Here is a 14434-nt window from a genome sequence, read left to right on the forward strand (position 1 = left end):
TAAACGTTCCAAATCCTCCTGAAAAAAGTTCGACATTAGTTCGGGCGGGGCTACTGTATTGTCTCAACAATTTTCCTGAGGGCACCTATATGTGCACCTTTTTTTGAGACAGTTTGGGAAAGACTGCTACCATTGATCTCAAAAGACAGGTTCTGGATGAGAGGACTCTGCTAGTTTCAAAAGAAACTTTAAAAGTCAAAAGCTTTTAAAGAGTAATATCTAAAGGCTTTTTCTTTTTAGCAAACGATTGTATTTACTAGAATATTTTCTCTGTTCTTGTTTTAACTTCTCTTTACTGCGGCCTGAATGTCTTCCTTTATAAATTCCCAATATTTGCCTTTAAGACAGACAGGGTCAAAATCATCATCAGCAGAAGTAAAATCAATAAAGTTTTGCAGGATTTTTTCTTCATCATGAGTATACTCACTTCTCTGTTTGTGAAGGCTCAGCATTTTTTTTATATCGTACTTAGGTAAAAGATCATGCAGGTCCCAAAAATCTTTTTTACGGCCTCCCCTTAAAATAACATCTACCTTCATGGCTATAATTTCCTTTACACTTGCCATACGCACTCCATCCATTACAATGGCGTCCTCAATAAACTTCTCATTACTGTAGTAAACATCCAGCTTCACAGTATTATCTTTATCTGTACCAATAAGATAAGATTTACCCATACCTACAATACCCCCAAATCCTTTATCTGTATAAGGAAAATTTGCCATCAAATAGTTCTCAAGTATATCAAAATCTATGCTTCCATAATCTTCATCTGTAAAAAGATCAATATCAACAGACAATCTATGTCCGATTTGAAGACTCAGCGCTGTTCCTCCAACCAGACGAAAAACTTTAAATTCATCCGCCTGCATAAGCTGCAGAAGACTCCCTCTCAACAATGGATTTACTGTTTTCCAGTACATCATGATCTTTTGGCTTTAATATACGTTTTTCCAACGGCTTCTCTGATCACGGGCTTGATTCTCTCAGTCCCGTAAAATCGGATGATTTCTTTTTTTTCACTGATATTTCCACGCTCAAAAACCCTTCTGATAACAGCCTTAGACTGACTTTCCCAGTTAATCGTATTGATATTAGTATCCCAAAAAAGACTCTTTCTAAGCCTGCTTATCTCGGGATGATTGCCCTGTAATGTTTTTTGCTTCTCTTTTTTTATGTCATAATACGTTTGAAGCACCAAAAGCGAACCCTCTTCAAGTCCAAGGGCACTTTCTATTTTAAGTGCTAAGGCAGTATTGAGATCTCTTTTCCCTTTTATAATAGCATTGATAGTCTGGGGATGCTCAAACAGAGATTGTGCAAAGGGACGCTGTGCCAGATTTCGTTTATCAAGCTCGCGTTCCAGTACTGCCCCTGGATGAATTCCCTTATATTTCTCATATTCCCTTTTCATACTGCAAATATAAACAAATTTGTTTACAAATCACATTAACGGCTTGTTATTAATACAATCAATCTGGTTCGAATTGAAAGATGATGAGGACGACAGTGATTTTTTGAAGATTGCATTCAAACTAAGCAATATCAGATGATAATTTCGGTAATAGTGGGAATGGCGTTGATACCTTTTTTACTACTCTAGAATAATGCTTTAATCTCTTAAACCTAAATATTCAATATTTTTAATATATTTGTAATACAAAAAAAGAATAATACTACTGACTATCAATTAGTTATCGTTTAATTATTGTACATGATTTAATATTGAAATAGCAAAATTGAATTTGGGTGCAGAATCGGTGCATTAGGTTCAAGACATTTATAAAACCGTAGCAAAGTCGGGATCTCAACACATAAAGTTCGAATCCTGCTCTCCCCACGAAAAGGCCGAAAAGCCTGAAAATTTAAACTTTTCAATCTTTTCAAAAAGCCGCAAAAAATGTCTGAAGACCTGCAAATTCAAGGATTTGCAGGTTTTTTTCGTTTTAGGCCTATTTTCAATATTTATAAAAGCTCACAAAATTAAAGGTGCAGAATCGGTGCACTTTCAGGCTGGAGTTGCTACCTCTTTCGCAACTTAAAAGAATAGTCAGTAAATTTTATTTTTCCGTTTATTTGTCGATCTTGACATGTTTCTTATATGCTTTTTTCGCTATGGAATCTAAATCACGACTCGCGTAATAATTTAGACAAGCAGCACAAAAATAATTTTTCTTTAATTCTTCCTCTTGATTACAGTCGTCACATTCTGGATAAATTGGCTTGGGAATGTTACAAATTATAGCTTCACCTAATTTTTGAGATTCTTTCATTTCATTAATTTGAAGATCTCCTGGCAAGCTAAAAAAATCTTTCTTCTCTATTAGTTTAAAAAGGGAATCGCTTTGATATGCCTTTTTGATACATGCAAAAAAAACATCTGTTTTATAACTATTGAGCCATTGATTTTCTCCAAAATTATAATCGAATCTTTCCCTTTTGTAGGTGGAACATGAAATAAATATAACTGATAATAATATGCATATCTTTTTCATAGTTTTTTTATTTTAATATCTCAATTTTATTTGCTTCATAAACTATAATATTCAACTGTGTTTTTATAGCTCGATAAATAGGTATAATATATTTTTTCTATTCCTTGACAATCATAATGTCATCAATTAGCTTTTTGAAATAAGAAATATAATTTAAAACCATCGGACTTATAATGGTTGATAAAATGGTAATGTAAAATAGTGGATCTAAAAATAATTCTTTTGTTTCCGGTTTTAGGATAAATGCATATACGAGGGAGATGGAGAAATATATTGAGCAATTAAAAATTATTAATTGTAATAGTTTTTTACCAGATTTAAATTTACCGTTTAGCCAATAAAAAAGTAATAATGTAATTATAAAATAATAAATAAACCTCATAATACCGAGAAATAAAGCTCCTTCACCCCAGCTTCTAATTCCGTAAAAGTCTTTCAATATATATTGTCGAAAAGCACCATATAAAGATGATATAAGAATACTCAAAATAGTATCTGTAATTAATACTATAATTAACAAACACGTTGTCTTTAAAAAATTTTTCATACTAAATTTCATAACTTATTCTTACACATTAAATATTGACAGATTTCTTCTTTTCTCTCAAGAATAATTTTATCCTCCTGCAAGCTTTCCAGCGAATATGATGGTAAATTATTACCCGCGCGGTATTTAATTATTTGCTGAAAAAAAGTATCTATAATTTTCTTATCAACTTCTGAAACTTCTTTTTGATTGAAGTCCGCTATTCCTAATATCCAAATATCAGTATATTCTTGTTTTGCTTTAAATATAATTGACAATTTGGTCGAAAGTTCAAATGACAAGTTTTTATTTGTTAAAATAACTAGCGTCGGTCTTGAATAACTGTAACTTGAATTTACATATTGATAGGTTGAATATACTTTTCCGCCAAGTTCGCGATAGTGATCCGAAATTTCTACACTAATATTTTGTCCAAATGAAATTTGAAACTGAAAGATCAAAAAGATAAGTAATGTTTTTTTCATTTTTTATTTATCTATTTATTACAGTAACCGTTGACCGTTTTTTTATCGGTTAAGTACAATTTTTATAGTACTTAATTTTGCTAATTCTTCCTTGACTACGTCACGTTTCAAATATTTCGTAAGAATTAGATTCTGCTTTGTAAATTCAAATTTCCATATTTCATTGTTGATTTCAATAGTTCGATAATCATACCACCAACAAGTTCCAAACCTTGCATTAACTGAAAATGTTTTTAAACTATCTAAATTTTCAATTTTGCCATCTTCTGTAAATCGTATCTTTTTATTTTCAAATTTGTACGTTCCTGCAATTAGATTTTTATTTAAGTACTTTACAAATTCTTCTCTATTGATACCTTTATTGTCGACTATTTTATCACAATTTTTCAGTTTAGTAAATTTTTGTGCTGAAAAACTATTTGCTCCAAATCCTATTTGAGTTATCTGCAAAATTATAGAATCATTAATTTTTAGTTTTTTTTCAGATTCAAAATCACGATTTGCAATATGCCCCCAAGTATTTACAGTTCCATAACTTATTATTTTATCTTTAGTCACTTTTACAAGAAAGTAATCAATGTATCTATTTTCGAAATTATCTTTGTCTAAATAAGATTTAAGGCAATAAATTCCTTCGTCGAACTTATACTTTTGAGTATTTTGACAACTTGAAATTATCAACAGGATTAATAGTAGCATTATTTTTTTCATCTTTATCTAATCAATAAAATTTTACGTCAATTCTCTTATAAAATGATTTCACTTTTGTGAATTTTTTCGACGGCTAAATTTTCTTTCTTTTGAATTTTGAATTTAAAATCTTATCCGAAAAATACTTCCAAAACTATTTTAGCGGATTTGCTTTTACACCTTTATTAGTTATCTTAACTGGTTTAATATAACCATTTTCATCAAAAAACATTTCTTCTATACAAGTTTCTCTAGAAAATGCACTTGTCTCTGTTAGAGGTCTTCTATGATAAACAATATAATATCTATCTGAATCTGGTGCTTTAATAATTGAATGGTGACCTGCACCAGTTGCAATCTTTGGATCTTGCTGTAAAATTTTGCCAATACGTTTGAAAGGCCCCATTACAGAATCTCCAATGGCATAAGAAACGCAATAATCCGGTCCAACCCAATCTCCCTCAGACCACATAAAATAGTATTTCCCATTTCTGATAAACATTACAGGACCTTCAACATATTGATCTGGTGTTATTCCTTTAAAAACACTATTGTCATCAAAAGGGATAAAACCTGTAAAATCGGGCTTTAATTTAGCAATATTACAATGTCTCCAGCCGCCATAAATTAAGTAATACTGACCATCTTTATCTTTAAAAACGAATTGGTCGATTGGCTGTGCGTAATTAATAAATTTATCAATTAACGGCTTTCCTAAATAATCTTTAAAAGGTCCTTCTGGTTTATCTGCGACAGCTACACCAATTCCTCCTATTTCATTATTATTTTGAATATCATTGGCGCTAAAAAATAAAAAGTATTTGTTATTATTTTTAACGATTGCCGGCGCCCACATTGTTTTTTTAGCCCATTTTACGGATGTTGTATCTATGATTCTCGGATGTTTTGTCCAGTTAACTAAATCCGGAGAAGAAAAAGCATCTAAGAAAACCTCATCTTCATATTTAGCAGAATAGGTTGGGTATACCCAGTAAGTTTTATCAAAAATGACGGCTTCAGGATCTGCATACCAACCTTTAAAAATCGGATTCATACTTGTTTTTTCTGAAACCTTTTTTTGCGCAATCAGTGTTGAACAAGAAGCAAATGTGATAAAAAATAAAACTTTATTCATAATTATGTTTTTTATAATAAAAACAAACATACCATAAACCAATCTGTTGTAATAATTGTATTTAAACCAGTTTATAAACTATTCTAATAAAAAGACGATTCATGTTACCCTGGCAAAAACTAGTTTTGTTTATTATTTACTTCTGATGTCATTTTTTTGATCAAATCAGTTTCTGCTTTGTTAAGACATTCCATCAGTATGAAATACATCATGAAACCAAACTTTTGGTTCAGAATCGTATTTATTAATCCAACTGTACCAATCATATTTCGTTTGCGTTTTTCCGTCAACTAAACCCCAGTTAAACATGGCAATTTTATATTTTTGGCCAATTGGCAAAAAGCCTTCAAAAGTACTCCCGTTAGTTCTTGCCATATATTCTGTACATAATAAAGGTTTCCCATAACGTTGCAATTGTTTAATTACTTTTAGCAGGTCTTTTGGTTTATCATAATTATGAAAAGAAATAACATCTGATTGTTCAATTTGCATTTTATGCATTGGAAGCATTTTCTTCGGATCGCTCCAATCTCCAATCCACAGACCCGAAGTTAAAGGCTGAGAAGGATTGCTTTCTCTTGCCCAAATAAATATTTTCTTTAAAAGCGGGAAAATCAATTTGACTTTATCTTTGGTTTCAACAGCTCCAAATGCCTGGCCTGTCATATTATCGGGTTCGTTCCAAAGATCCCAGCCCAAAATGCGCTCATCATTTTTGAATTCAGAAATGGTTTCTCGTACATATTTCTCTAATCGAGCATATTGTGCAGAATCTTCTAAAGCTTCTCGTCCGGGACTTTGAACCCAACCCGAGTTATGAACAAAAGGTCTTGGAGGTTTTTGCTTACCCAAAACTGGAAACGGATTCCAGCAGGAATCAAATAAAACAAATAATATTTTGATATGATGTTTTTCTGCAATTCTCAGAAATATATTCATTCGCTTATAAAAGCCTTTTGCATCTTGTTTATGGAGTAAATCGTGCAAATAAACACGCATTGTGTTCATCCCAATATTTTCGGCCCAACCCAATTCCTGATCTATTCTTTTAGGATCGAAACTTTCGGCTTGCCACATTTCTAATTGATTAATCGCTGTACTCGGAATGTAATTTGCACCTACTAACCAAGGTTGTTTTGCATACCATTCATTAGCTTGTTCTGATGTCCAGATTTCTCTTTTTTTATCACAACTAATTAATGTAAGTCCAGCAAACATTAAAGTTATGTATAGTTTCATTTTTATCATTCTAATATTCTTGTTTGTCATCAATTATTCTTAAAAAAAGGGAATCTGATTTGGATCAGATTCCCTAAAGAACTTCTAAACTCTAAAAAATTGCATTTAATTTTATCTTCTAATAATCATTTTTTTACTGCTCATTTGCGAACCGTTTGTTATCGCTACAATATAAATTCCTGCACTCAATCTTGAAACATCAATTTTTGCTTTTCCATCCGATGCTTTTTTTCTAATCTGAACTTTTCCTAAAACATCTAATATTTCTATATCAGCCATTTGTCCATAAGATTGAGGAATCAGGATTTCTACACTGTCACTAGCAGGATTTGGAAATAAAATTATGTCACTGATATTTTCCTCATCATTAACCAAATCTTCAGGATTTACTGTACCTAAAGTTTTTGCAGTAGCACTTACTGCCTCCAGTTTCCATTGCTGGCAAGTTGCAGTATTCCAAGGCCATTGTCTGACATTTGCTCCATTTGTAGTTAAAGCATCCTGAACTTCTAGCGCTAATCCGGTAGAGCGATTCATAATTCTGTAATAACCATTATCAGTAGGTTCGATACTCCATTGTTCGCAAACTCCGCCAACCCAAGGCCATTGCTGAATCCCTGCACCATAATCATTTGAACATCCAACAATGTCCAACGTCTTATTACTGTGCGAAGCAGTCAGTTTATAATAACCGCTGTCAGTTGATTCAACTTTCCATTTTTGGCATCCGCTATTTAACCAAGGCCATTGTTGCGCTCTAGCACCATCATCCTGATTACAGCCTCCAATTTCTAAAACCTGATTACTGTTTCTATTTACTAATCTATAAGTTTGTCCCGAAATAATTCCGTTTCCTCCTCCTAAATGAGTAAATATGAATCCGTTTGTATTAAAACCAGCCTGATCGATAGCAAAACGCATTACATAAGTTCCGCTGTTTAAATAAACTTCTTTATGAACCCATTGCCAGTTTTGCCAGCCACCAGTATTTGGAGCAGTCAATGCACCAGTAACATTTTGACCGTTAAACTCTAAATGGAAAGTTCCACCTGCCATAGACGCAACTCTTGCATCAAGTGCATAAGTACCACTTTGAGTTACATTCACTGTATATTCTGTCCATTCACCATTATCGGAAAAACATAAATTATAATACCCTTCTGCACTATTTTCAATATCTACGGCTTCATTACGATACGCTCCGGTTATATTCTGAGGTGTAGTATCATGATATGCCACTCCTTCGCCTCCATTATCAAAATTCTCAGCCTCAACAATACCTGGCAAATTAATAACTCCTGCAAATGGTGATCGCACACCTCCTCCACCAAAGTTTCTCCAATCTGGTAATTCGTCAAGCGTAATAACATCATTATCCAAAAACATTTTCTGCACTACGCTATTCGGCTGACCTGTTAAATAAGTTCCCGGCCAGTTTGCGTACCATGACCACCAAGTTCCGTATGCTCTCGCTTTATCAGGATCTGGTAAATTTCCTGTTTCAGAAAGGGCTACCATTTTATTGATGTTGTTGCTTTGCATAAAAGCTTGTGTTCCTTCCCATTCTACACTCATGCTTGATCCTGCATTTCCGTAAATATCCAAACTAAAAACATCAACATAATTATTTCCTGGATACCAAGGCGCATCTGCAGTTCCTGTATACACCCAAATTAAGTTATGCAAACCGTGATAATTTACCAGACGATTGTACATAATCTGCCATAATTCCTTAAATGGACCAGGACCTTTTGCACCCCACCAAAACCAGCCTCCGCTTGCTTCGTGCAATGGTCTAAAAAGCACTGGAATATTGGCATTTGCATATTTTTGAAGCTGAACTGCAATAGCATCAATGTCTCTTAGCAATAACTGATATCTTGTACCGTTTTTATCGGCTAAAACAGCTTGTAAATCAAATGTTGTGGCATCACTATAAAAACCTCTCCACCATTCTTTTCCGGGCTGATCAATTAAATCTGTTGGCGGATTCCAGTGCCAGACTAAACTTATCATTCCGCGGTTTGCCCCTTTATTCGCCCAAGCTATATTACTTTCAGAACTTGTTGGTGTATAACCGCTTTTTTCGATTCTTGAAGGAGAATAATCCATTAAATCAAAACCTGCAACTGCTGGTTCTCTTCCTGTTACATTTATAATATATTGTAAGTCATCTTGCTGTCCGGATAAAATCTTATTTCCATAAATGCTTTTCATATAATTATACAAAGATTTTGTAGCAGGCGTAGCATTTGCATCTGTCAGATTAGCTGCTGGAGTAATTGGTGGATTTATTACCGCAGGAACTAATGTCAAATTGTCGATATCAAAATAGCCCCAGCCAATAGAAACTTTAATGGAATTTTGTCCTGCAGGAAGAAAATATTTCCCCGCTGAAGAGACCGACCATGTAGATGATTGCGGAAAAGTAGGCTGTGCATTTTCAGCATTTACCTGCAAATCATACATCTTTGCTGAAAAAGGAGAATTATAACGAAATCTGATTTCATACAATCCAGCCGTAGGAACATTAAAAGTCCAGACTACATTATCGCCGGGATTATCAAAACTGCCTACATAACCAGTTCCCGTATAGCCACCATTGCTATTGACAGCCTGCGTACCATTGAGACTTCCGCTTTCTGCTTCTATAAAAATATCAGCTCTGGAAGTAAATCCAGTCAACAGAAAAAAGATTAAAAAATAAGGGTAAAGTGTTTTCATAAATAGTTAGTTTAGTTACAAATAATTAAAAAATGTGGTTACGATTTAGAAAGAACAAAAGACCATGAACCTCACAAAAACATGGTCTTTTATTTTATAATTATTAATTTCCATTAGAAATAATCAGCTTTTTGCTAATGCTATTTTTTTCATTTTTGACTGTAACAATGTAAATTCCTGAGCTTAATTTTGAGGTATCAATTGTTGCTTTACCTCCCGTAATATCTTTTTTAGAAACTTGTATTTTTCCTAAAACATCAGTTATCTGAATATTTACCGGAATCGTATCATTTTGCGGAAATAAAATTTCAACCTGATCTTTTGCCGGATTCGGAAATAACATCAAATCTGAAATCTGCGTTTCGTTTTCAACTATTTCTTCGGGAGTTTTTAAACTTGATTTTGATGTAATTCCAACAGCTTCTAATTTCCACTGCTGACAGGAGGCAGTGTTCCAAGGCCATTGTCTTACGTTTGCTCCATTTGTAGTTAAAGCATCCTGAACTTCAAGAGCTAAACCACTGGCACGGGAAATAATTCTATAAAATCCATTGTCAGTCGGTTCTATACTCCATTGCTCACAAACACCTCCAACCCAAGGCCATTGCTGAATTCCTGCTCCAATATCATTTGAACATCCAACAATATCCAATGTTTTATTGCTGTGCTGAGCAGTCAGTTTATAATAACCGCTGTCTGTAGCTTCTACTTTCCATTTTTGGCAAGCGCTGTTCAGCCAAGGCCATTGCTGTGCTCGCGCTCCATCATCCTGATTGCATCCGCCAATTTCCAAAACCTGATTGCTATTTCGGTTAACCAATCTATACGTTTGTCCAGACACAATTCCATTTCCTCCCAGATAAGTAAAAACAAATCCGTTTGTATTAAAACCAGGTTGATCTATTGCAAAACGCAATACATAAGTTCCGCTGTTTAAGTACACTTCTTTATGAACCCATTGCCAATTTTGCCAGCCTCCAGTATTTGGAGCGGCTAAAGAACCGGTAACATTTTGTCCGTTAAATTCTAAATGAAAATTTCCTCCTGCCATTGAAGCTACTCTTGCATCAATTGCATAATTTCCGCTTTGGGTGATATTTACAGTATATTCTGTCCATTCGCCGGTATCTGAAAAGCATAAATTATAATAGCCTTCAGTACTTGCTTCGATATCTACGCCTTCATTTCTATAAGCGCCGGTAATATTCTGCGGATTGGTGTCATGATAAGCAACGCCTTCACCTCCATTATCAAAATTTTCTGCCTCAACAATTCCCGGCAAATTAATTACTCCAGCAAAAGGAGTTTGGGTCTGATAACCTTTAAACTGGGCAATTTTAGTTTTTATCAAATCGTAATAATACCAGCCATGTCCGCCAGTCATCGGTTCAATATCTGAGCTGTATTCCTGAAGCCATTGATCTACAAAATGCGGTGCTGACTGTTGTCCCCAGTTTCCTGTAATCCACTCGTTCCAGGAATGGATAAAAGCAAATTTTACATTGGCATTTATGGCGGCGTCCATGTATTTGACAAAATAATCACCGTTCGATCGTCCTTTGGCTCCAGCCGAAGGATTAACACCATCTGTTGTCATGTAAGTTGCTTGTGTCGCTACGGGAACTGACATTTGCTCCGGTTGTCCGTTATAATAAAACGGCGGAGGCGGTACATCAGAATTTACTTTGAACTGCCAATAACTTCCAGAATTATCAAGTCCCCAACAATGCCTTGCGGTATAATTAGCATATTTGCCATGTGTGGGAACCGCAGGCTGACCAGGATCGCCCTGAGACAAATTCATAAAAGGCATTGCTGTTAAAAGCAGTTTTTTATTCAGATAAGTGTAAAACATATCCTGACGATAGACATTAAAAAAAGTATTTTCTACAACATCCAATGCTACTTCATCTTTAACAAAAAATACAATTTTAGGAACCGGAAGTCCTGCGTTCATTCTTTCCTGCCATCTTTTGCATAATGCTTTTGTCGCAGAAATATAAGACGGACCATCAGGAAAATCGAGTGCTCCGTTGGTAAAATCCAAAACAATAAAATCTATTCCTGCTTGCGTAATCAAATCAGCGTGATTGTCTAATAAAGCATTATTGGTCTGATTCGGGTCTCCATTAAAATAAAAGACATAATTATTTTTAATTGTTCCATCGCCGTGTGTACTCGCAAAAAGCGGTTTTCCCCAGAAATTAATAATTCCGTTAGGGCTGTAAGGAGGATTCTGCTGTTGCATAATCCAGGAATCTCCAGTCGGAGACAATCTCTCAGGCTGATATAAATAATGTCCGAAATTGGAAAAATAAAATATACCAACCTGTTTCTGTGCCTGAATCTCAAATATGGAAAAAAAAATCAGTAACAATAGTAAGACTGTTTTTTTGTTATTTATTTTAATCATAAACTTCATTTTTAAAATAAATTACTTTTTAATGACTAGTTTTTTATTGGTAACAGTTGTTCCGTTTTTAACTGAAACAATATAAATTCCAGCCTTTAATTTTGAAGTATCAACCGTCGTTTTTCCTCCTGTTACCTCTTTTTGAGAAAGCTGAATATTTCCAATCATATCAGTTATCTGAAGATTTACTGGATAATTATCATTTTGAGGAAATAAAATTTCGACCTGATCATTTGCCGGATTTGGAAATATCATTAAATCTGAAACTTGATCTTGGTCTCCTAATAATGCTGCAGAATCCTGAGTTTTTAAACTTGATTTTGCTGTACTACCTATAGCTTCCAATTTCCATTGCTGACAAGAGGCAATATTCCAAGGCCATTGTCTTACATTTGCTCCATTTGTAGTTAAGGCATCTTGAACTTCAAGTGCTAATCCGCTAGCACGAGAAATGATTCTATAATAACCATTATCAGTCGGTTCAATACTCCATTGTTCGCAAACTCCGCCAACCCAAGGCCATTGCTGAATTCCTGCTCCAATATCAGTAGAACAGCCAACAATATCCAATGTTTTGTTACTGTGTTGAGCAGTCAGTTTATAAAAACCGCTGTCTGTTGCTTCAACTTTCCATTTTTGACAGTCGCTTGCCAACCAAGGCCATTGCTGTGCTCTCGCTCCATCTGCAGTATTACAGCCACCAATTTCTAAAACCTGATTGCTGTTACGGTTTACTAATCTGTATGTTTGCCCTGAAACTATTCCGTTTCCCCCGCCCAGATATGTGAAAATAAATCCATTAGTATTGAAACCTGCCTGATCAATAGCGAAACGCATTACATAAGTACCACTATTTAAATACACTTCCTTATGAACCCATTGCCAATTTTGCCAACCTCCTGTATTGGGAGCAATTAAAGACCCCGTAATATCTTGTCCGTTAAATTCCAGATGAAAACTCCCTCCAACCATCGAAGCAACTCTTGAATCAATAGCATAATTTCCGCTTTGAGTAACATTTACTGTATATTCAGTCCATTCTCCATTTTCTGAAAAGCACAAATTATAATATCCTTCTGTACTTGCTTCAATATCTACGCCTTCATTTCTGTAAGCTCCAGTCATATTCTGCGGATTTGCATCATGATACGCAATACCTTCACCTCCATTATCAAAATTTTCAGCCTCGACAATTCCCGGAAGATTTATAACTCCGTTAAAAGGTGTTTGCACTGCTCCATTTACAGACGGAACCGGAATGGCAACTCCTTCACGAACTGGAATTCCAAAATTTGGTGTATCATCAGGATTCCATGTAAATTTTTGAATACGTGTACTTCTATCTGAATTGGTGAAAGATGTTCCGTGTTTTGCGTGGTAAATAATCCAATCTTCAGTTCCATCGGGAGATTTTGTAAAACCATTGTGACCTGTTCCATAAACTTCATTGGCATCGTTTCTTGAAAAAACCGGACCCACTTTTTGCCAGGAACCCGGATTAAGATAATTTCCGTCTGTACAGGTTAATCTTCCCAACGCATAAGCTGCAGAAGCACATTGACTGGCGCTGTAAATGATGTGTAGACTATTCCCCTTTTTTAAGAATATTGGGCCTTCATTAACTAATCCGTCTATTCTTTCCCAATTAAAAACAGGCTCAGAAATACGAACTCTTTGATTACTTACTTGAGTTGGGCTATCCATTCTGGCAATCCAGATGGTTTGTCCTTGCGGATCAAATTGCGACCATGTCATATAAAGAATTCCGGTAGCTGGATCTTGCCACGGACTTTCATCGATTCCTGAAGCTTCCGGAGCTAAAATTCCTCTATAGGTATAAGAGCCCAAAGGATCTTGAGAATTTCCTTCTAAAACAAACATTCTCATATTAAAACCGTCATCAGAAAGATTTCCGCAAGCGTAGATATACCATTTTCCGTTGATGTAATGCAATTCTGGCGCCCAGACATCGCGTCTTATTTCTCCCCCAGAACTCCATACTTTTGTTCGCGGTGCAGAACCAACGCCTTGTAAAGTAGCTGATTTGTGAATCCAAACTCCATCGCCGGTTGTGACCATGAAGTAATAAAAACCATTATTATAGGTCACAAAAGGATCTGGGCTTTCGGCTTGCATAATTGGATTTGTAAATGTGCTCTGCGCCTGTCCTTTTGATATAAAACTAAAATATAATATTGAAAATAAACATAGTATTCGTAAGAGTTGCGTTTTCATATATTTGAGGTTTGTGGTTACATTTTTTTTTTAGCTTTTCTATCATTTCAAAAAATCTTGAAACAAAAAATAGAACAGCTATAATTATGTGCTAAAATGCCTTAACCTACATCTTTTGAAAACCTTTAAAAGTTTAATTTTTAATTTCAATTTAAACATTAAAAAAGTTGCATCTATTTGTTTTTCAAAATCGACGCCTAATTATTTTTTTAATATTTTAAAGAGTAGTTTTTCTTTCTATAATAATGTAAATGTTTTATTAATAACAAATTAACCTTGCAAATAAAGTAAGTTTTTCAGAAAGAAACTGTTACAGGATTATTTAGTTTATAAACTATTTTAATATTTATACGTTTTTCTATAAAATAATTAAGATAAAAAAATGAGTATTAAAATTATTACATTTTAAAATTATCATTATAATAAAAAAGCTGCTCAAAATTATATTTGAACAGCTTTCTAAATTGAATTAAAAATACCTTTTTTAGTTTT

General features: G+C 34.3%; 10 protein-coding genes. All 10 read right to left on the reverse strand.

The features are described from left to right. Positions 1 to 281: 281 nt before the first annotated feature. The 10 genes from JC605_RS23235 to JC605_RS23280 all read right to left on the reverse strand — a co-directional run bounded on the left by JC605_RS23235 (position 282) and on the right by JC605_RS23280 (position 13942). Positions 282 to 926, reverse strand: a complete 645-nt coding sequence (locus tag JC605_RS23235; RefSeq protein ID WP_198858465.1) for a nucleotidyl transferase AbiEii/AbiGii toxin family protein — start codon at positions 924 to 926, stop codon at positions 282 to 284. Then, the gene (locus tag JC605_RS23240; protein ID WP_198858466.1) at positions 923 to 1414 is read right to left on the reverse strand and encodes a helix-turn-helix domain-containing protein; all 492 of its coding nucleotides are present in this window, start codon (positions 1412 to 1414) and stop codon (positions 923 to 925) included. Before JC605_RS23240 ends, JC605_RS23235 begins: the two co-directional genes overlap by 4 nt. A gap of 658 nt (positions 1415 to 2072) precedes the next feature. After that, positions 2073 to 2495, reverse strand: a complete 423-nt coding sequence (locus JC605_RS23245; RefSeq protein WP_198858467.1) for a hypothetical protein — start codon at positions 2493 to 2495, stop codon at positions 2073 to 2075. A gap of 555 nt (positions 2496 to 3050) precedes the next feature. Further along, positions 3051 to 3506, reverse strand: a complete 456-nt coding sequence (locus tag JC605_RS23250; RefSeq protein WP_198858468.1) for a hypothetical protein — start codon at positions 3504 to 3506, stop codon at positions 3051 to 3053. 42 nt (positions 3507 to 3548) lie between these two features. Then, a complete protein-coding gene (locus JC605_RS23255; protein WP_198858469.1) occupies positions 3549 to 4205 on the reverse strand; it encodes a hypothetical protein in 657 nt (218 codons plus the stop codon). A gap of 145 nt (positions 4206 to 4350) precedes the next feature. After that, the gene (locus JC605_RS23260; RefSeq protein WP_198858470.1) at positions 4351 to 5331 is read right to left on the reverse strand and encodes a glycoside hydrolase family 43 protein; all 981 of its coding nucleotides are present in this window, start codon (positions 5329 to 5331) and stop codon (positions 4351 to 4353) included. 180 nt (positions 5332 to 5511) lie between these two features. Continuing rightward, positions 5512 to 6570, reverse strand: coding sequence for a cellulase family glycosylhydrolase (locus JC605_RS23265; protein ID WP_233074221.1), 1059 nt, complete (start codon positions 6568 to 6570; stop codon positions 5512 to 5514). Between the two features lie 111 nt (positions 6571 to 6681). Beyond that, positions 6682 to 9294: a glycosyl hydrolase gene (locus JC605_RS23270; RefSeq protein WP_198858471.1), complete on the reverse strand. Its 2613-nt coding sequence runs from the start codon at positions 9292 to 9294 to the stop codon at positions 6682 to 6684. 103 nt (positions 9295 to 9397) lie between these two features. Next, positions 9398 to 11707 (reverse strand): RICIN domain-containing protein, encoded by a 2310-nt coding sequence (locus tag JC605_RS23275; protein ID WP_198858472.1) that lies wholly within the window; start codon positions 11705 to 11707, stop codon positions 9398 to 9400. Between the two features lie 21 nt (positions 11708 to 11728). Next, positions 11729 to 13942 carry a family 43 glycosylhydrolase gene (locus JC605_RS23280; RefSeq protein WP_198858473.1) on the reverse strand — a complete coding sequence of 738 codons (2214 nt, stop codon included), beginning with the start codon at positions 13940 to 13942 and terminating at the stop codon, positions 11729 to 11731. Between the last annotated feature and the right edge of the window lie 492 nt (positions 13943 to 14434).

Origin of the sequence: Flavobacterium sp. IB48 (assembly GCF_016405855.1) — a bacterium.
In the GTDB taxonomy this organism is placed as follows: domain Bacteria; phylum Bacteroidota; class Bacteroidia; order Flavobacteriales; family Flavobacteriaceae; genus Flavobacterium; species Flavobacterium ginsengisoli.

Excerpts from the sequence above, each read along its gene's own strand:
- JC605_RS23235 (WP_198858465.1), bottom strand. The coding sequence starts at position 926 with ATGATGTACTGGAAAACAGTAAATCCATTGTTGAGAGGGAGTCTTCTG.
- JC605_RS23240 (WP_198858466.1), bottom strand. The coding sequence starts at position 1,414 with ATGAAAAGGGAATATGAGAAATATAAGGGAATTCATCCAGGGGCAGTA.
- JC605_RS23245 (WP_198858467.1), bottom strand. The coding sequence starts at position 2,495 with ATGAAAAAGATATGCATATTATTATCAGTTATATTTATTTCATGTTCC.
- JC605_RS23250 (WP_198858468.1), bottom strand. The coding sequence starts at position 3,506 with ATGAAAAAAACATTACTTATCTTTTTGATCTTTCAGTTTCAAATTTCA.
- JC605_RS23255 (WP_198858469.1), bottom strand. The coding sequence starts at position 4,205 with ATGCTACTATTAATCCTGTTGATAATTTCAAGTTGTCAAAATACTCAA.
- JC605_RS23260 (WP_198858470.1), bottom strand. The coding sequence starts at position 5,331 with ATGAATAAAGTTTTATTTTTTATCACATTTGCTTCTTGTTCAACACTG.
- JC605_RS23265 (WP_233074221.1), bottom strand. The coding sequence starts at position 6,570 with ATGAAACTATACATAACTTTAATGTTTGCTGGACTTACATTAATTAGT.
- JC605_RS23270 (WP_198858471.1), bottom strand. The coding sequence starts at position 9,294 with ATGAAAACACTTTACCCTTATTTTTTAATCTTTTTTCTGTTGACTGGA.
- JC605_RS23275 (WP_198858472.1), bottom strand. The coding sequence starts at position 11,707 with ATGATTAAAATAAATAACAAAAAAACAGTCTTACTATTGTTACTGATT.
- JC605_RS23280 (WP_198858473.1), bottom strand. The coding sequence starts at position 13,942 with ATGAAAACGCAACTCTTACGAATACTATGTTTATTTTCAATATTATAT.